An 18720-nucleotide genomic window follows, 5' to 3' on the forward strand; every position below is an offset into this window, starting at 1 on the left:
GGGCATTGCGCGGGTCACGGGCCCCGGGGAGGGCGGCACGCTACAATCGGGTCATACCCGAAAGTACAGACTGCGCCCCATGAGCACCCCCGCCAGCCACCTCCCCGAAGCCGTCGCCGAGACCACCCCGCTGCGCTTCGTCACCGCCGCCAGCCTGTTCGACGGCCACGACGCCGCCATCAACATCATGCGGCGCCTGATCCAGGGGCAGGGCGCGGAGGTGATCCACCTGGGCCACAACCGCTCGGTGGAGGACGTGGTGCGCGCCGCGCTGCAGGAAGACGCCGACGGCATCGCCCTGTCCAGCTACCAGGGCGGCCACGTGGAGTACTTCAAGTACATGGTGGACATGCTCAAGGAGCGTGGCGCCGGCCACATCCGCGTGTTCGGCGGCGGTGGCGGCACCATCACTCCGGAGGAGATCCGCGAACTGCAGGCCTACGGCGTGGAGCGCCTCTACCACCCCAACGACGGCATGCACATGGGCCTGGTGGCCATGATCGAGGATGTGGTGCGCCGCGCCGCCGAGGCCCGCCAGTCCGCGCAGGTGCCGGACAAGGCCGCGGACATCCACGATGAAATCACCATCGGCCGCATGCTGAGCGCCATCGAAGAAGGCCTGCTGGACGAAGGCCAACTGGCCCACCTGCGCAAGCAGTGGCAGCTGGCCGGCGGCAAGACCCCGGTGGTGGGTATCACAGGCACCGGCGGCGCGGGCAAGTCCAGCGTCACCGACGAACTGCTCAACCGCTTCCTGGCCAACTTCCCGGAGATGCGCATTGCGGTGATCTCCGTGGACCCGACCCGCCGCCGCACCGGTGGCGCGCTGCTGGGCGACCGCATCCGCATGAACTCGCTGCGCAGCAAGCGCGTGTACATGCGCTCCATGGCCACCCGCCGCCAGCACGTGGCCACCAACGTGGTGCTGAAGGACTGCATCGGCTTCCTCAAGGGCCTGGGCTACGACCTGGTCATCGTGGAGACCGCCGGCATCGGCCAGAGCGACTCGGAGATCGTGGACCTGGTCGACTTCCCCATGTACGTGATGACCAGCGACTTCGGCGCGCCGAGCCAGCTGGAAAAGATCGACATGCTGGACTACGCCGAACTCGTCGTGCTCAACAAGTTCGACAAGCGCGGCGCCGAAGACGCCCTGCGCGACGTGCGCAAGCAGTGGAAGCGCAACCGCGCCAAGTTCGACATCAAGGACGAGGACATCCCCGTCTACCCGACCATTGCCAGCCAGTTCAACGACCCCGGCGTGAGCTGGATGTTCGCCAACCTGTGCCGCCTGCTGCGCGCCAAGCTGGGCGGTGAGGGCGGCATCGACACCGCCCACTGCAACTGGCAGCCCGACATCGACACCACGCTGAAGGAGCCGCGCGCCACCGTGCTGATCCCCGGCGCGCGCGTGCGCTACCTGGCCGAGATTGCCGAGCAGGGCCGCGGCATCAACCGTCAGATCGAGACGCAGGCCGAAGTGGCCGACCGCGCGCAGAGCTACTGGCAGGCACTCAACGCCCTGGGTGACGCCGCACTGCCCAAGGCGCTGGACCTGTACGCCACCGAAGCCGTGCAGCCCGGTGCCGAAGGCGCCGACCGCAGCCTGCTGACCCTGCGCCAGCGCTACAACGACGCCGTGCAGACCCTCAGCAGCGAAGCGCTGAAGCTGCTGCGCGAGTGGCCCGCCCGCCTGAAGTCGATCACCGACGAGGTGAACGAGTACCAGGTGCGCGACAAGGTGATCCGCGTGGAGAACTACCGCGAGTCGCTCAGCCACCAGCAGATTCCCAAGATCGCCGCGCCCACCTACAAGGCCTGGGGCGAGCTGCTGACATTCCTGCAGAAGGAAAACCTGCCGGGCTACTACCCCTACACCGGCGGCGTGTACCCGTACCGCCGCACCGGCGAAGACCCGATCCGCATGTTCGCGGGCGAGGGCACCCCGGAGCGCACCAACCGCCGCTTCCACTACCTGAGCGTGGGCCAGCCGGCCGCGCGCCTGTCCACCGCGTTCGACAGCGTCACCCTGTACGGGGAAGACCCGGCCGTGCGCCCGGACATCTTCGGCAAGATCGGCAACAGCGGCGTCAACATCGCCACGCTGGACGACATGAAGAAGCTGTACTCCGGCTTCGACCTGTGCGCGCCCAGCACCAGCGTGTCGATGACCATCAACGGCCCGGCGCCGATCATCCTGGCGATGTTCATGAACACCGCCATCGACCAGCAGGTGGAGAAGTACCTGCGCGAAGACCAGGCCCGCTGGGACGCCGCGCATGACAAGATCCAGGCGATGTTCGAGGGCCGCAATCGCCCCGAATACAGCGGCATGCTGCCCGAGACCAACGACGGCCTGGGTCTGGGCCTGCTGGGCGTGACCGGCGACCAGGTGGTGGACGCCGAGACCTACGCGAAGATCAAGGCGCACACCCTGGCCACCGTGCGCGGCACCGTGCAGGCGGACATCCTCAAGGAAGACCAGGCGCAGAACACCTGCATCTTCAGCACCGAGTTCGCCCTGCGCATGATGGGCGACATCCAGCAGTACTTCGTGGACAAGAACGTCCGCAATTTCTACTCGGTCAGCATCAGCGGTTACCACATCGCCGAAGCCGGCGCGAACCCGATCAGCCAGCTGGCCTTCACCCTCAGCAACGGCTTCACCATCGTGGAGTACTACCTGGCGCGCGGGATGAAGATCGACGACTTCGCGCCCAACCTGTCGTTCTTCTTCAGCAACGGCATGGACCCGGAGTACACCGTGATTGGCCGCGTGGCCCGCCGCATCTGGGCGCGCGCCATGCGCGAGCGCTACGGCGCCAGCGCCCGCAGCCAGATGATGAAGTACCACATCCAGACCAGCGGCCGCAGCCTGCACGCGCAGGAGATCCAGTTCAACGACATCCGCACCACGCTGCAGGCGCTGTACGCGCTGTTCGACAACTGCAACAGCCTGCATACCAACGCCTACGACGAGGCCATCACCACGCCGACTGAAGAGAGCGTGCGCCGCGCCGTGGCCATCCAGATGATCATCAACAAGGAGCTGGGGCTGAACTTCTGCGAGAACCCGTGGCAGGGTAGCTTCATCGTGGACAAGCTGACCGACATCGTGGAAGAGGCTGTGTACAAGGAGTTCGAGGCCATCAGCGAGCGCGGCGGCGTGCTGGGCGCCATGGACACCATGTACCAGCGCGGCAAGATCCAGGAAGAGAGCCTGTACTACGAGCACAAGAAGCACGACGGCAGCCTGCCGCTGATCGGCGTGAACACCTTCCTGCCCAAGGACCACGGCGGCGACATCGTCACCGAGATCGAGCTGATCCGCAGTACCGAGGGGGAGAAGGGGCAGCAGATCGAGAATGTGCAGGCGTACCAGGCCGCGAGAAATTCTTACAGCGAAGCCGGGCTGCGCGGCCTACAGTCGACGGCGCGGGAGCGTAGGAATGTGTTTGAGAGCCTGATGGAGGCGGTGAAGACGCATAGCCTGGGGCAGATTAGCCATGCGTTGTATGACGTTGGTGGGGAGTATCGGCGGAATATGTAACTTACTGTCCACGGAAGAAAGAAGGCTCGCAATTGCGGGCCTTCTTTATGGGGCGATGTCCATTCGGGGCGGATTTTATGCCTGAAGTCTATGTGTCAAGTGGTCGCCAGGCATCCGGAGGTACGGATCATCCACCGCGATCCGTGTGCGGCAGCTGCATGGTGTCGCGCGTCATGCGGGTGGATGTGCGGGAAAGATGGAGTCGCGCCACCACGGGGAGTGGCGATGGCGCCATTGCTCAGGTGCACTTCACACCCGCTGCTAGCGCCAGGCGTATACCGCACACTCACTGACAAACGCCTTGAGCTTGTCTTCGCTCCAGACCTCGACGTACTGGCCTGCACCCTGTGCGTTGAGCAGCTTCATGAACTTCCGGAACTGGGGTTCTGATGATCGCAAGGCATCGTTATCCCGAAGCTCGCTCACAATCGCGCGCGACAACTGTAAGCGAGTGCCAACCCGCGATCGTTCAACCAGGTTGGCCCGGAGGTCGGCTCTGGAAAGAATTAAAGACAACACCGCCTCGGGCTCGTCGGAACAAATCTTTGACGCGATGTGATGGTTCCACCAGAGACGCGAGATCGCGTGATCATCTCGGCATCCTGTCCACGTGGACGCGAAAAAGTGTGTGCGAACAGCCTTCGCCAGGGTTTCTTGATGGATGCCAGTCAGCCAGCGCGCGCGTGCGAACGAGAGCGCCTCCACATGACTGAGTCGGATCCAGATCCGGTTTTCACGCGCAAGCGATGGAGTCAGGTTCGCGAGTGCACGTCCGACTAGCATTGAATTGTGGACTTCAGCTTCTTGGCCCTTCTCCGGATTTAATCCATTGAGCAGAGCGAGGTCGCCGTGGACAGACAGCGGGATACGCCAGTCGCCACTTGCTTCAAGGTCGTCGAACCCTAATGACGAGTATCGCTCGAGATTCTCGTCAACACTGTCCGCAAGAAGATCAGCAGTCTGCTGTCCGACATAGAGCAATCTGCTCATTCGTCGCCCTCCCTGAACATGCCGCGCAATAGTCCCAAAGGTCCGTCAAGTAGTCGCTGGGCCGACAGCGCGAGATCAGTGTTGTCATCGACGATGACACCTTCGTTGCTGCAGCGGGCTTCAATGACCCGATGCCAGCGCTGTCCCTCGTACCCTCCACTCCGCATGGCATCCAACGCGTTCATGACGGCTGGAAGAAAGAGGGAAGAGAGTAGGATGTCGCGCAGGCTTGTCCCTCTGATTCCGTAGATCGTTCTGTAAAGATCCGGATGGACCTCCAACCGAATCGCTTCGGTGTCCAATCCGACTTGGAAAATGCCATCGGCAACATCCTCACTCGCAACCAGATGGAAAATGGATTCCATGGGCAGCAATTTGTCGAGACCGGCCTCGAACGTGTGAATCGCGCTCAGCGCGATGACATCCCCGGATTCCAATCGCCGTGTATTTGGGGGGTAGTCGGCGGCGATGAACTTTGACTCCAGTTGGACGCCGTCCTCTGAAGCTGCGAGTACAGCTTGGACGGCCACTCTGCCCCGAAGCTCACCGGCGCCAAACTGCAGCGTGAATCCGTCTTCCTGCACCATAAAGAAGCGCTGGAAGTACGTTTCCAGACACTCGACAACAACGCCAAGCGTCGCCTGACCGGAACCGATCAGCTGGCGAGGTGCTGGGTCGTCGAGGATGCAAAGTCCCTTGAGCACGACTTCTCCGGCTTCCGGAGCTTCTTCCACCTCTAAGGAGATGTCGAACAAGCGGTCGCCGTAGTCGTCAGTCTGCGGTGAAAGCACCGGATGGGCGAAGGTACTGGAAGGCTTAATCAGCATGACGTGCCCCCTCGTCGTCCACCTTTGTGAGCACCACGCGGATCGGGCCACTGTAGGGTTCGATGAACTCGACCGTGACCGACTTGCGCTCCCCCTCGGTCAGCTGCACTGATGGTGTCTTAGCGCACCGGTGACCGTTGAGCGTCACGATATCGAGCGGTTCGTCGCTTACCGCACCGATCAGAAGATCTTCCAGTCTCGCCAGTGCGGATTCCGTCGGTTCTAGGCTGATGACCCGAGTGTTTGCCTGCGCTGGATCAACTAAATGGCTGCGGAGCGAGCGGAACGTGATCGTCTTTCCGCCACGTCCACCTTGCATTCCTCGGCCACCACCAGGGCGTGTACCTGTTGTCTGTCCACTGCCCGCGCCCTTCGGCTTGCGCCCACCAGCCGATCCGCTTTCCCCAACCGGACCGCTGCCGGCCGGCGGCATGGAAGTGGTCTTTGTCCGAATCTTGATGCGTTCGGGGTTTGTTTGACTGTTCGCTGGGTCCGGAATCTCGGTGCCGGTCTCGGGTGACGAGAAAAACCTGTTCATTTCTTCAAGCAGCATCTCGGCCTCTGGAGGGGTGGAGGTCTGCTCCTTGACGACATCTCTCAACCACTTCCCCAGTTTCTTCATGGCTGCCCGTGCCTGATCCCGCGCTCGCGGGTCATCAAGTCGGTCGGCGGAAAGCTCGTCGTGACGGGGATTTTCCAACTCACGAAGATGCCCGCTCGTCGCGACGTCCAGCGGTTCGACCACACCGACGAAGTCACGCGACAGGCTGAAGCGTGCCAGCGGATGGCCAAAGTGCCTCAGGTTGTCGGTCAGATACATTCCATTGCGCAGGAAGCCGATCTTCCGGGGAAGGCCGGCGCCTTCCAGCAGGCGGAATCTGAATACTCCGACGTCCTTGAATGTCTGTTGAAAGGTCTTGGTCTCGGGTGCGGTGAGCGCTTGGTACATGGCCGAAGCAAAAGACAGTTCGGACGAAGAGCCGGTGCCCTCAGCGGCTTTGTGAATCGCATCGTGCTCGAACAGTGATCCGAGCGTGTCCTTCGTAATCGTTATGGGCTCGCTGCCTTCCCGGACAACCTCAAATGAGACCGTGCCCTCGTGCACCGCTGCGAAAAAATTTCGGACCAGTGATTCCGCCATCTGCCATTCCCAGCCTCCCTGATGCTGGAAGGCGAGGGACGCAACCGTCGTGCCGGTTTCAGTGCGATGCAGCCATTCCGGAAGTAGCTTGGGAGTCTCCACGGCTTGGAAGTCCGCGTGGCCGCAGTAACCGATACCGCGCTTTTCGTCGCTCCGATGGTCGGTATGCGAGACGAGAATTGCCTTGCCTTGCGCGAGATAACGTTGGCTCGTGCCCTGTTTATACAGGGTCGAGTAAACGACTGTCCGGAGCTGCGACACCGCGAACGCGGCGTTCTTGCCGATTCCGAAAGAACCGCCTGCATCCGTACTGCTCTTCTGGCTGACTCCAGACCCTTTGATCAGGGCGTGGAAAGGTGTGCCCGCTTCAGAAGGGCCGATCAGCCCCGTGGTTCCGTAGTCTTCGACGGTCAGAACGCTGATGAGCGGCTTACGGATGGCATCACAGGCAAGCTCGAAGAAAAGCGTGTCTTTGCGTATTTTTCGGTCTTTGGACCTGGAGAGGCATGCATCCAAGGTCTGTTGCAGCGCTGCTACCTCGGGGATGGATTCTCGTGCGACCATTTGCTGGCGGAACACCATCCGGATGGGCTGATGCGAACCCTCGGGCGTCTTAAGGCAGGCATCGAGACTGTTCTGTGCGCTCTCGCGGGCGAGGCCCGGATACGGTGAGCCTTTGAATGTCTCGATTCCCGCATGGCCTAGTCCTTCCTCTTCCTGTCCTTCGTTGGTCAGGAACCTCCATTCGAGCCGCATTGTTAAAACTCCCCTGTTCGCGCGGTTTCAGACAGTAATTTCGCTGGATGCTGTCATTTCATGCCCAGCAACAGAAACGGTCGGTTGCGACGGATCTCGCCGTCAAAAAAATCCCTGAAAGACATGACGTTGGGCTGTCCCTTGTAGTGCGCTTCGTCGCTCGTCTTGAGTGTTTCCGGAACGACAAGCCGGATTCCGGATGCAGCCATCTCACGGATTGAATTCGCAGCCACTCGGTCGTCGACGGTCGCGAGGAAAACCTCACAATTCAGCTTCTCGCTCGAGACCTGCTTCCATCGTTCGCGTAATGTGGTCTTCGCCGACAAGACAAGTGCTTCTGCGTATCCGCGCTTTCTGCTTCGCAATACGTGCAAGTCGGGTAAGACAAAATCGGGACGCCGACCCCCGGTGACAGCCTGTTCGACAAAGCGAATACGGCCAGCCGTCAAACTGGCAGCAATGTGATGCTCAAAGGAGCGGCCCGCACGGGTTTTGCGTTGCTGGCTGGCGCTGAGGAGGACTTGGTCGAGCTCAGGGTATCGCTGGATCAGTCCGGTAGGTAGATCATTGCTGCCGTGCAGGATCGACAGAAGTTCTGAGGTGCGTCTGCGCAGCTCGTGATGCCGGTACAGTCGATACTCGATCTCCCGGCTTATTTCCATGATTGCATCGCCTGGAGTCGCGATAACCCACGGGTCGAACGTTGATAATCGATGGGTAGCCAGCCACTCATTTCTTGCCCGCTCCGCGATTATTGAGGGGTTGGGGATCGTGGCGTACTTCGCGACGAGGGCATCAATAGTTCCACCCCGGATAGCAGAACGAAACTCTTCGATGAGCTCATTCAATTCATCCGAGGTGCTTGTGGCGTAATCATGGAATTTTGAGGGCGCAAATATGGCGTAGTGGAAACTGGCGTCGAGATCGAAAACTGTTTCAAGGAGCTCTGCTTCTTCGGATGCAGAGTCAATAACTACCGCCCAATAGTTCATGTCTTCCGACGACGTCTTGAAGCGACCCATGAGAAGCAGGGACGCAGGCGTGAGTTCCTTGAACAGCGAACGTGCAACTCTAGTGATGTGTACTTCTGCGCCTTTATTGCTGAAGTGTCGGATCTGGGATCGCGTGATCTCACCAGTTTGTGGCCATAGAATTCCGACCTCGGCATGGAAGATGTGGGGTTTGGCTGGGTTGTCGGCCTTCAGCGTGGGAAGAAACTCGGCATCTCGTATAGGACGAGGAACGTAAAAACCCGCTTGGTTGCTCCCCCCGGAAGTCCACGACGTATCATTTCGCGAGAGCTTTTTGATAAAGAGTGATTCGCTCTCCGGGACTAGCGCCTGAATCTTCCACCACAGGGGAGTGCCGTCGGCGGCCTCTTCCGCTACTCGCGATCCGCCTTCCAGTTCAAGCTCCGTTTGTTCTGTCATCCAATTCCCCTGATCGAATACGTTGTGCCAAGTTGGCTATAGCGTTGATCCGTTCTTGCGACGAGGCGCCTCTGAGCTCGCATTCCCAAAGAGTCTCAGTCATCCAGCCCAGAGATTCCAGTCGTTTGGCAACCCGTGCGTCGCGCTCGCGGTTGGCCTCGATCTTCGCCTTCCAGAAATCGCTTCGCGTCTTGGGCAGCCGGAAAAGATGGCAGTCATGCCCATGCCAGAAACACCCATGTACGAAGACAACCGTCCGGTACTTCGGCAACACGATATCCGGTCGCCCAGGCAGTCCGGCGCCCCCCAGCCGGTAACGGAAACCCAGCGCGTGCAATCCGCGCCGGACCTCCAACTCGATCTTTGTGTCCTTCCCCTTGATTCGCGACATCAGCGCGGAGCGCTGCTCCGGGCTGATCGTGTCCATCGCGTCAGGCAACCTTCCGGGCCGGAGCGGCCTCCGTGCCGATCTGATCCAGCAGCGGCACCATCAGGCGCGCGACGGATGCAATCACCGGCACAACCACCGAGTTTCCGAACTGCTTGTAGGCCCGGGTATCCGACACCGGAATCCGGAACGTGTCGCCGTAACCCATGAGCCGGGCGCACTCGCGTGGTGTGAGGCGGCGGGGGTTCTTGCGGGCCCCACGGGAAACGAGGATTTCCGAGCCATCCTTGTAATAGCGGGCGGAAAGGGTCCGGGCGACATCTTTTTTCGTCACCAGCCCGAAGCCGAACCCGTTGCCTTTCTCGCGGTGTTTCGCCGCGTAGTTCTGCAGGTACGCCCATAGCTTGTCCGAAAGGACGTACTTGTCGCTGACTCTGCCCTTCGCTCCTTCAAGGCAATGCCACTCCGGCGGCTCGGTGCCATCTTCCCGGTGCAGGATGGAGTCAAGCTTCGGGCCATCCTCCAGCGCGGGCAGGTTCAGATCCGCCCAATCGAAGGGCACGTCCTCCCGGAAGCCGACGATCATGATGCGCTCGCGGTGCTGCGGGACGAAATGCTTGCCGTTGATGACCTTCGTGTGCACCCGGTAGCCGAGTTCGTTCTGCAGAACGTCGACGATGGTCGAGAAGGTGCGGCCCTTGTCGTGGCTCACCAGGTTCTTGACGTTCTCCAGCAGGAACGCCTTGGGTCGCTTCGCGGCAATGATCCGGGCCACGTCGAAGAACAGCGTGCCTTGGGTCTTGTCTGCAAAACCGTGAGGACGCCCGAGGGCGTTCTTCTTGGAGACTCCTGCGATCGAGAAAGGCTGGCAGGGAAAGCCGGCGAGCAGCACGTCGTGGTCCGGGACGTCGTCCTCATGAACGGCGGTGATGTCTCCGGCGAATGAGTGCTCGGGACCGTCATGGAAATTCGCAGCGTAGGTCTTGCGGGCGTAAGCGTCCCACTCGCTGGTGAAGACGCAGCGCCCGCCGAGCTTCTCGAACGGGAGTCGGATACCTCCGATGCCCGCGAACAGGTCGATGAAGCGGAATGCCGCTTCGCCCGTAGGCGCCTCACCCAAGGGAAGCAGGCGCTGGCGGATAGCGTCGGCGATGTAGGGTTTCGGTTCGGTCTCACGGAGGTGCCAGCGGCGGACGGTCTTCGGATCGACTCCGAGTGCGAAAGCCACTTCCTTGGGCGAGTAGCGCGTCAGCGCGAGGTCGATCAGTTCGTACGTATCCATGCTGGCTCCGGGACGGTGTGTGGACAGTATGTCCAATCGTGTCCCATGGTGGAAGGTGGTCGACGTGCTCTCCCGGCGGTTCGGGGACAACACTCGCAACCAGTCTCCCTATTGGAGTCGCGTGAGGTGAGACCGGGGAGGATTCGTGACTTCGCCCGTGGCCCTGAGGCCCGGGCCCCGGTCTCCGATCTGCGACAATGCTCTCCGCTCCGATCGCCCGTAGCGATCACCCCCGCCACACGGACGACGGCGGAGCAAGGACGCATCCGGCCCCGCCGGTGCACATACACACGGAAAACATTGGAGGTTGTTGTGTCAGTCAATCGCATCACGCTGGTCATTACCCCGGAACAGCGCCAGGCCGCCGCGGCGGGCGTCGCGCAGGTCAAGGCGGCGCTGCCGGCGCTGGCCAAGCTGCAGCCGGGCGAGCTTCGCGAGCTGCACGGGTTTGGCGCCAAGAACGAGGTCTTCGGCCGCGGCATCCTGCGGGCGCTGCAGGCGCACCCGCACATCGTGCCGGCCACGCTGGACGTGGCGGGCGCGCAGGCCGACCTGGACGCGCTCGACGCCCTGCGTCCGCTGCTGGAGGCGGTGCGCCTGTTGCACGCGGAGCTGGAGGACACGGTGGCGCTGCTCGGCCACGACGTCATGGACTTCGCCTACGACGGGTACCAGCAGCTCAAGCTGGTCGGCAGCGCGGACAGCGGGCTGGATGACATGCGCGGCGACATCGGGGCGCAGTTCAACCGTCGCCGCCGACCCGCGCTGACGCCGGAGCCGGTGCCGGCGGGCTGAGGCACCGCGTCGTAACCCAAAGCCGCCTTCGGGCGGCTTTTTTGTGTTGGGTCGGTGAGTGTCCAGATGGGATCCGCTACCCCATCACATGGGGTTGGCGACTGCCTCGATGGGGTCCGCGACCCCATTACATGGGGCTAGCGACTGCATCGATGGGGTTCGTGACCCCATTGCATGGGGTCGGCGACTGGCTCATTGGATTCCGCGACCCCAGCGGCTTCACCTTCGAGAATCCGGAGCCCACACCGGGTCCAGTCCCGCCCGGCGTTTCTCCCGAATCCCCCAGCGCCGCGTTGCGCCACAACCTGCGCTCGCAAGCAAGTATTCAAGGGAGCGCAGGGAATCGTGTCGCGAGTGCTTGGGCGATCAGTGCGCGCTTTGCGGCTGGCAGGACTGGCTCCCCATAGGCGAACCATTCATACCCGCGTCCCATCGGGGTGAACACGAACACGTCCGCCGTCCTGGCCGCCTCGTTCTTCTCCACGAACCAACCTGGCACCGAGACGGCGGGATCGACCCGAATGGCCTCGCCGAGCGACTCCCGGAGGTAGCGGGCCAGCCATTGCGCCTGTTGCCGAGACTGTTCCAATGGCTTCCGGGTGCTGAAATCGCTGAAGGCCAGTGAGGCGCCGTCGAACAGGACTTTCGCCGGCTCGCCCTCCTTGCGCACCTTCGGTTTGCGAAACGACTTGGTCTCCACCGCGAATACCCCCTTCGGCGCGATGACCACGTGGTCGATGTTGAAGCCTTCGCAAGGCAAGTCGTGGATGACGGTGCATCCATGCGCAATGAGCCTGTTCAACTGCATGCCGGTGACGCGCTCAGCCACCAGGCCGTCGCGAACCCGGTCGCGGGCGTGCAGGTTCCGGATGTACTCGCGCAGGCCGTAGCCGAAGAGCGCCACGCCACCGACCAGGAACAACCATTCGTGGAATCCCCAGCGCACGGATGACCAGTCAATGCGTGCACCTGCCCAGGTCATGAACATCAGGGGAAGGGCCATGTACATCAGCATCACCCCGGACATCATGTCGAATTCATGGTCAGCCACTTTGGTCATGAGTTGCTGCCCGGGCACGTGGCCGAGTTGTTTCGACGCCAGCGGTGACAGACGGTCTCGACGCTTCTTGAGTGCTTTGTAGGAAAGGGCCAGGATCAGCGCCAGCACGGACGAAATAAGGAACGGTAGCAAGCCAGCGAAGGTCATCCACTGCATGGGGGCACTCCCGTGTTCGATCCTTGGTCTGCCGTAGGTTAGCCGGTACCCACCCCACACGGGCAGACGAGGCGAGGCTAGCGCCTCCTTTTCCTCCACGTCGTGGCGAAGATCGGCGCGCCCTTGGACGCTGTATCGGCCTGGGTCAGGGAGCACCAGCAGAAGCGCTTCCCCCGGTCGCCGACGGCGCTGCCGGGGTCGCCAACAAGCCCAGCTGGCGCCTCAGCCCAAGCGAATCGGCGCATGTCCATTCCTCAGCAATTTGCCCATCCGCCATTCGGAACAGCGTGGTGCCCGTGATCTGCACCGCGCGACCAGTGGCCGGAATGCCATTGCCGGTACCGGTGTTGGTCCCGCGCGCCGTCCAGCGCACCGCCACCATGTCCTGCTCGGCCACCTGCTTATCGACCGTGATCTTCAGGTCCGGAAACGCCTTGCGCCATCCCTTGGCTTCGGCCATGCCATCGGCATGGGTAAAGGTGGCCCGGCCACCGTGGCCCACGAAGTCGGCGCTGTATGGCACTTCGAATCGGCCCTGGTTGAGACCCTCCTTGTACACCCGGCGGGTGATCGACTTGTTGAGTTCCAGCGACTCAGCGCGAACGCCGTCGGACGCATTCGCCCCGCAAGGAAGTACGCCGGTGAGGGCGACGCTGGTGGCTACCGCGGACAGCAGGATGTTGTACGTTTTCATGATCAGCTCCCAAACGCATGAGTGCGTGCTGCGGATGATCAGCTGCCGTTCGGCCGCTGACAGCCCTGTGGTGGCAGGCGGACGCGGCGGTGGGAGGAGTGGAGGCTGCGAAGTGACGGGAGCGTGTCGGAGGATCGCGGCCTGCTGTCTGGCGCGCGGAAAGCCAGGCGTGCCGTAGCAGCGCTCAGCCAAGCAACACGTCGAGCGCCACGCGATAGCGGCGGCTGCCGTTGACCTGCGCGCCATTCTTGAGCAGCACGACGAAGTCACCATTGAACAGCGGCTGCACTTCGCGAATCTGGGCAATGCTGACGAACGCCGCCCGCGAAACCCGGACGAAGCGTTGGGGGTCCAGGCGGGACTCAAGGCTGGCCATCGTCTCGCGCAGCCGGTGCTGTTTGGTGCTGGTGTGGACCTCGACGTAGTTCCCTGCGGCAACGATGCGGTCGACCTCGTCGATGTCGAGCAACCGCACGCGCCCGTCTGAGCGGATGGCGAGTCGCGCAGGGTACCGCTTCAGCTCTCCTCGATCGATTGACTTCAACGCCTCGGAAACGCGGCGGACGAAGTTGTCATCAGGCTGGGCCAGGTGGGCGCGAGCGCGCTGCAGGGCACGGTGAAAGCGCTCCGGATCGATCGGCTTCAGCACGTAGTCGAGCGCTTGCGCATCGAACGCCCGCACCGCGTGTTGATCGAAGGCGGTCACGAACACGACGGCGGGCATGCGGTCGCTCCCGATGGCTTCAATGACGCCGAAGCCATCGAGCTCGGGCATCTGCACATCGAGGAAGACAAGGTCGGGCGAAAGTGCGCCGATCGCCGAGACCGCGGCGGCACCGTCACCGCACTCTGCGACGACTTCGATGTCCGGCTCCTGCTGCAGAAGACGCAAGATCCCGCGGCGGGCGAGGGGTTCATCGTCAACGATCAATACGCGGAGGGTCATGGGGCCGTGCGCCAGGGGAGCTCGATCTCGGCGACGACGCCGCCGTCATCGGAATTTCGCACGTCGAAGCGTTGCCTGTCCGCATACAGCAAACGCAACCGCGCCCGGGTGTTCGCCAGGCCGACGCGTTCGGTCGTCGCCGGGGGGAGGCCCCGGCCGTCATCGGCGACGCGCAGCAGCAGGGAGTCGCCCTGCCGCTGCGCTTTGATCTCCACGTGCCCCGGCCCAGCGCGCGTGGCCAGGCCATGGCGCAGCGCGTTCTCGACCAGGGGTTGGAGGATCAGGTTCGGAACCCGCGCCTCGAGCACATGATCAGGTACGAAGATCCGGTAACTCAGCCGCCCGGCGAAGCGGGCCTGCTCGATCTCCAGATAGCTTTCCAGGAAGGCGATTTCGTCGCCAAGCGTCACCTCATGCGCCTCGCTGCTATCGAGCGAGCGACGCAGCAACGCGCTGAGCTGCAGCAGGATCCGCTCGGCCGAGTCGACATCCTCGCGCATCAGCACGGCGATCGTGTTGAGGGCGTTGAACAGGAAGTGTGGCTGCAACTGGGTGCGCAATGTCTGCAGGCGGGCATCGGCCAGTTGCGCTTCGAGGCGGAGTTGCCGGCGATCCTTTTCCCGGGCAGCCCGCACGAGGCGCTCCCCATGGGCCGCGGCCACGATCAGCCAGTACACCGGGAGGTTCAGCAGCAGCGTCGTGCCCAGCAGTCGGCTGAAGGTGCCGAGCCACGTGGGTTCGACCTGGGTCGCGCCGATGACGGGCGCCGCCAGCGCGAAGAGCGCCAGGTTGACCAGGGCGCAGGCGGCCGAGGCGACGCCGTGCACCGCCAGCGAGCCAAGGAGGCGGGGTCGCTGGAGCGGGTAACGCGCCTCGAGTCGCAGCGCGATGGGTGTCAGGGCGGCCCAGACGGCGGCCCAGACAAACCAGATGGCACTGACCCGTGTCCACGCCAACGGTTCACCGCGCACCTGTGCGGCAAACCAGGCCTGCCCGGCGAAGAGCATCGCGACCAGCGCCCACGCCGCCAGAATGATCATGCCGCGGCGACCGATCGGGGGCCCGTGTTCCACCACCGGTGGCGACCCTTCGTGCGCTTCGCTAGCAAGCTGTGCCATCGGCTGGGCTGCCTCCAGTCGCCGACCCCGTCGCCGGCGTGGGCAGCATACCCAAGCCGCGGGATCCCGAGGGCCGGGGAGGGACGAGTGGGGGCCGCAAAGGGGTGGGTGGAGGCTGCAGCCGGATTTGCAGCAGGCCGCAGATCACCAGGCAGGTGCCTGGTGGCGCTCCCGTTTCAACGCATGTTTGTCGCCGCCAAGGCCACGATGGGGTCCACGCGCCCTGGTGTCGATGTCGCCACTGGCGTCATCAGTGCGGTATTGAGCCAGGGTGCGTTCTCGAAGGTGTGCGTTCGCGTCACCGCTGATCCAGCTCATGGTGGATCAACACCACGCACTGTGACGCAAACAGCATTTTCGACCCCAGCGCGATGTACTTCGCGCCCAGCCGTTCGAGGCTGTTGAAGGTCTTTTTCGGCATCGGGATGTGGTCGGTCAGCAGGAAGCAGGGGTTGCCTTCGAACACCTGCTCACGCATCGGCGTGCCTTTGCGGTCCATGACAAACAGCTGGTGGTCTTCGGCCAGCGCCTGCACCAGCCGCTCGAAGCTCAGCGTCTGCACGGTAACGCCCGATTCCACCGGTCGCGTTTCTTCTTTCCCCATGCCCTTGGACGCGTCGAGCGCCTTGGCGACCTTGCCCAGCAGCGCGCGTTCGTCGAAGCCACCGATGTCATGCATGGCGTTGGCATCGAACCGGATCGTGCGGGAGAAGTCCTGCGTGCTCTCCAGCACCAGGTAGACCGTCACGTCGGCGCGATGCGACTGGGCCACGAAGATGGCGTTCATCAGCGTATGCGCCAGGATTTCGGTATGGGCCTCTTTGCCCACGGAGGCCAACAGCTTCTGGCTGTCCGTGGGTGCCGCCCGGGCTCGCAGTACAAAGGTTCGCATGGGTGAATTGACCGATTCATCGCGCCGCGCGACCCAAGTGCCGCGCGTCTATTGTCCACGGAAAGTGGGTGGGGGTCGCCAAGGCCGGCCGCCTTCAGCGCGACGTGGCGGGCGTGTACGATGCGGGTGGCGAATGCCGCTGCAGCGCGTCGTGGGGGGCGGCCAATGAAGCGGATGCCATTGAGTTCTGAAGGTGTGGAGCGCCCACTGCTGCGGGTGGAGCCACGCCGCCGCGTTAGCCTACCGTTGCCCCGAAAACAGGATTGAATTGATGAAAGCTCCCCCCAAAGCCACCGTCGTCGGTCTGGTGACGCCGCATCTGCTGCGCGTCGTAGACCTGGCCAATGAAGCGGAGAAGGGCGTCAAGGTGGAGTGGCATCTGCGCGATGCCGTGAACAAGACCATGACCGAACTGGGCGACCTGTACAACGGGCCGTCGGCGGTGGCGGCCTATGTCGAAGGGCTGGAGAACGTGGCCGCCCAGGCCCCAAAGCAGCGCGAGCACTACGCCAGTGTGCTGCGGGCCGCGGCCGAGATGGCGCAGCGGCTCCGGCGGGATTGATGGGCCGGGTGGGGGCCGCGACGCCATTCCGTGGAACCGGTGCGGTGTTTCACGCCAGTGCCTGGCGGGCCCATTCCTCGATCATCGGGCGCGCGCGCGGATAGCGCTGGCCGAAGGTCTTCAGGCGGCGCTCGGCTTCGCCGCGGTCGCCCAGGGCCAGGGCCGAGGCGGCGGATTCCAGCGAGGGCGTGGTGGCGAGCTGGGCGGACAGGGCGGGCAGGTCTTCGAAGCCCTGCAGCCAGGGCAGGCCGGCCAGTTCCACGGCAAGGGCGAGTTCGGCGGCCAGCTTGGCGCTGTCGGTGTCGGGCTTGACCGTCCACCATTTGTCGATGCCAGTGGGCAACAGCGCGCCGATGCGGCTGCGCAGGGCACAGTCGTATTCGTGCGGGCGCGGCTGTGGCTTGCGCAGCAGCGCTTCGTTGGTGAGCTGCGAGTAGATGCCCACGTTGATGGTGAGCCGGCCCTCGCGCCGACGCTCGGCCACGCTGCTCTGGAAGTTGACCAGGTCGATCAGGTCGCCGCGCTGGCGGTGGAAGTCGTGGCCGGCCCGGGTGAAGCCCTGGGCCTTGAGCAGTGCGGTGGGGGCGCCCTTGATGGCGTGGTCGATCAGGCGGGCGATGGTGGCCATGTGCGTGCTCTCCAAGGGGGGGGAGTGGAAATCGGCGCCGGGCGCGCGAGCTGCGCCGCTACGAGGTGTGCCGCGTGGGCGGCTATCGTGAGGGTGTGGCGGCTTCGCCGGTTGCCGGAGGCAGCGGTAGGCAGAGGGCGCACGGGGCCGCGCGCAAGCCGGAAAGGCCAGGGACCGCGCTTCGGCATATATGCGTATTTTATCACGCGGCAGGTATTTTTCTGGCGTGTGGGGCGTGCTGGCAAGGTCAGATCAGGTTCAGTTTTCGTAACCATAACGCATTGCGTTATGTAACGCCGCCCGTTATGGTGGGCTCGTGATCAGGAACTTTGCCGACAAGGAAGCGGAAAAGGTCTGGGGCGGCACGCCGTCCCGGCGGTTGCCTGCCGACATCCAGCAGGTCGCCAGGCGCAAGCTGCGAATGCTCAACAATGCGGCAACCCTGGACGACTTGCGCATCCCGCCGGCAAACCGGCTGGAGGCGTTGAGAGGCGGCCGCAAGGGCCAGCACAGCATCCGGATCGATGATCAATGGCGTATCTGCTTTCGCTGGAAAGACGGAGACGCCCAAGACGTGGAAATCGTCGATTACCACTGACATCAGGAGTCGACCATGAAATCGCTGCCCAACATCCACCCCGGCGAGATCCTGCTGGAAGAGTTCCTCGTCCCGCTGGGCATCAGCCAGAATGCGTTGGCACGCGCCGCTGGCGTGCCACCGCGCCGCATCAACGAAATCGTGCTGGGCAAGCGCAGCGTGACCGCCGATACCGCGGTGCGTCTGGCAGCCGCACTGGGCACCAGCGAGCGGTTCTGGCTGGGGCTGCAGGCCGATTACGACTTGGAGGAAGTCCACCGGGCGTTGGGCAAGACGATCGCGCATATCGAGCGGGTCGCAGCTTGAGGCTAGCGGGATGGTTTGGAAATCGCATCCGAGACACCGACGACAGTTGAGCAACGATGCATCAGGGGGTCCACGACCCCATCCACGGGGTCGCCGACCCCATTGCCAAGGGTATGCCATGGAACTGGAACCGACCTTTGCCACCAGCGTGTTGCCGCTCAAGCGGCTGGAGACGCTGGACGCCCTGCTGGCCTCGATGGAGGTCACCCTCAGCCTGCTGCGCTACGCCCCCGGCGACAAGCGCGGGGTGATGCCGTGGTCGCCGGAGCTGTCACCGGCGTACTGCCGCCAAGTGGCGGCGGCGCTGGACCTGTACGGCAGCGAGATCGACGACGATGACAGCGACAAGCTGGACAGCGGCGAGGCCTACGAGATCCTGCTGGGCGAAACGCCGCTGCTGGAGAAAATGCACGCCCAGTGCGAGCGGCTGCGCCGGGTGCTGGCCCTCAGCGAGGAGGTGCTGGAGGCGGTGGGCAGCGACGTGATGGCGGTGGCGTTCGACAAGCACATCGAGCTGGAGCGGGCGGGACGGGCGCACAGGATCAAGGCGTGGTGGAACGCCGGGGAGGCGTAGAAGTTGACGCTGCCGCCGGCCTTGGTC

The 18720-nt window shown here is 63.4% G+C and carries 18 protein-coding genes; 6 read left to right on the forward strand and 12 right to left on the reverse strand.

Features of this window, described 5'->3' with window-relative positions; translation table 11 throughout:
* The first annotated feature begins 79 nt into the window (after positions 1 to 79).
* Complete coding sequence (locus IP93_RS06295) at positions 80 to 3550, forward strand: methylmalonyl-CoA mutase family protein (RefSeq protein WP_144813386.1); 3471 nt, start codon at positions 80 to 82, stop codon at positions 3548 to 3550.
* A gap of 261 nt (positions 3551 to 3811) precedes the next feature.
* Here IP93_RS06295 and IP93_RS06300 read toward each other — a convergent pair whose 3' ends face one another.
* The 6 genes from IP93_RS06300 to dcm are packed head-to-tail and all read right to left on the reverse strand — an operon-like array spanning position 3812 to position 10364.
* Positions 3812 to 4540, reverse strand: coding sequence for a DUF6339 family protein (locus IP93_RS06300; RefSeq protein ID WP_144813388.1), 729 nt, complete (start codon positions 4538 to 4540; stop codon positions 3812 to 3814).
* Positions 4537 to 5367 carry a hypothetical protein gene (locus IP93_RS06305; RefSeq protein ID WP_144813391.1) on the reverse strand — a complete coding sequence of 277 codons (831 nt, stop codon included), beginning with the start codon at positions 5365 to 5367 and terminating at the stop codon, positions 4537 to 4539. The genes IP93_RS06300 and IP93_RS06305 overlap by 4 nt, the downstream gene beginning before the upstream one ends.
* On the reverse strand, positions 5357 to 7264 hold the full coding sequence (locus tag IP93_RS06310) for a hypothetical protein (RefSeq protein ID WP_144813392.1): 1908 nt from the start codon (positions 7262 to 7264) through the stop codon (positions 5357 to 5359). Before IP93_RS06310 ends, IP93_RS06305 begins: the two co-directional genes overlap by 11 nt.
* 53 nt (positions 7265 to 7317) lie before the next feature.
* Entirely contained in the window at positions 7318 to 8694 is a 1377-nt protein-coding gene (locus IP93_RS06315) for a type II restriction endonuclease (protein WP_144813395.1), read from the reverse strand.
* Positions 8672 to 9121, reverse strand: coding sequence for a very short patch repair endonuclease (locus IP93_RS06320; protein WP_144813397.1), 450 nt, complete (start codon positions 9119 to 9121; stop codon positions 8672 to 8674). Before IP93_RS06320 ends, IP93_RS06315 begins: the two co-directional genes overlap by 23 nt.
* Before the next feature lie 4 nt (positions 9122 to 9125).
* Positions 9126 to 10364, reverse strand: coding sequence for a DNA (cytosine-5-)-methyltransferase (gene dcm, locus IP93_RS06325; protein WP_144813400.1), 1239 nt, complete (start codon positions 10362 to 10364; stop codon positions 9126 to 9128).
* A 312-nt stretch (positions 10365 to 10676) separates the two neighbouring features.
* Here dcm and IP93_RS06330 point away from each other — a divergent pair, with 312 nt between their 5' ends.
* Entirely contained in the window at positions 10677 to 11159 is a 483-nt protein-coding gene (locus tag IP93_RS06330; RefSeq protein WP_144813403.1) for a hypothetical protein, read from the forward strand.
* Positions 11160 to 11484: 325 nt separating this feature from the next.
* Here the strand turns inward: IP93_RS06330 and IP93_RS06335 are convergent, their stop codons facing one another.
* From IP93_RS06335 to trmY, 5 genes are all read right to left on the reverse strand, one after another.
* The gene (locus IP93_RS06335) at positions 11485 to 12375 is read right to left on the reverse strand and encodes a nuclease-related domain-containing protein (protein WP_144813406.1); all 891 of its coding nucleotides are present in this window, start codon (positions 12373 to 12375) and stop codon (positions 11485 to 11487) included.
* 145 nt (positions 12376 to 12520) lie between these two features.
* Positions 12521 to 13261, reverse strand: a complete 741-nt coding sequence (locus IP93_RS06340; protein WP_158636287.1) for an ester cyclase — start codon at positions 13259 to 13261, stop codon at positions 12521 to 12523.
* Positions 13254 to 14015 (reverse strand): LytR/AlgR family response regulator transcription factor, encoded by a 762-nt coding sequence (locus tag IP93_RS06345; RefSeq protein WP_144813412.1) that lies wholly within the window; start codon positions 14013 to 14015, stop codon positions 13254 to 13256. The genes IP93_RS06340 and IP93_RS06345 overlap by 8 nt, the downstream gene beginning before the upstream one ends.
* Entirely contained in the window at positions 14012 to 15055 is a 1044-nt protein-coding gene (locus tag IP93_RS06350; RefSeq protein WP_158636288.1) for a sensor histidine kinase, read from the reverse strand. The genes IP93_RS06345 and IP93_RS06350 overlap by 4 nt, the downstream gene beginning before the upstream one ends.
* Positions 15056 to 15431: 376 nt before the next feature.
* Positions 15432 to 16025, reverse strand: a complete 594-nt coding sequence (trmY, locus tag IP93_RS06355) for a tRNA (pseudouridine(54)-N(1))-methyltransferase TrmY (RefSeq protein WP_144813417.1) — start codon at positions 16023 to 16025, stop codon at positions 15432 to 15434.
* Positions 16026 to 16296: 271 nt separating this feature from the next.
* On the opposite strand from trmY, the gene IP93_RS06360 reads away from it, so the two are divergent.
* Positions 16297 to 16587, forward strand: a complete 291-nt coding sequence (locus IP93_RS06360) for a hypothetical protein (RefSeq protein WP_144813420.1) — start codon at positions 16297 to 16299, stop codon at positions 16585 to 16587.
* A gap of 49 nt (positions 16588 to 16636) precedes the next feature.
* On the opposite strand, the gene IP93_RS06365 is transcribed toward IP93_RS06360, so the two are convergent.
* Complete coding sequence (locus tag IP93_RS06365; protein WP_144813423.1) at positions 16637 to 17215, reverse strand: DUF4304 domain-containing protein; 579 nt, start codon at positions 17213 to 17215, stop codon at positions 16637 to 16639.
* 316 nt (positions 17216 to 17531) lie between these two features.
* Between IP93_RS06365 and IP93_RS06370 the strand changes: the two genes are divergently transcribed.
* From IP93_RS06370 to IP93_RS06380, 3 genes are all read left to right on the forward strand, one after another.
* Complete coding sequence (locus IP93_RS06370) at positions 17532 to 17813, forward strand: type II toxin-antitoxin system RelE/ParE family toxin (RefSeq protein WP_144813425.1); 282 nt, start codon at positions 17532 to 17534, stop codon at positions 17811 to 17813.
* A gap of 15 nt (positions 17814 to 17828) precedes the next feature.
* The gene (locus IP93_RS06375; RefSeq protein WP_144813427.1) at positions 17829 to 18119 is read left to right on the forward strand and encodes a HigA family addiction module antitoxin; all 291 of its coding nucleotides are present in this window, start codon (positions 17829 to 17831) and stop codon (positions 18117 to 18119) included.
* Positions 18120 to 18237: 118 nt separating this feature from the next.
* Entirely contained in the window at positions 18238 to 18693 is a 456-nt protein-coding gene (locus tag IP93_RS06380) for a hypothetical protein (protein WP_144813430.1), read from the forward strand.
* Positions 18694 to 18720 lie beyond the last annotated feature (27 nt).

The organism is Aerolutibacter ruishenii (assembly GCF_007830115.1).
GTDB lineage: Bacteria > Pseudomonadota > Gammaproteobacteria > Xanthomonadales > Xanthomonadaceae > Aerolutibacter > Aerolutibacter ruishenii.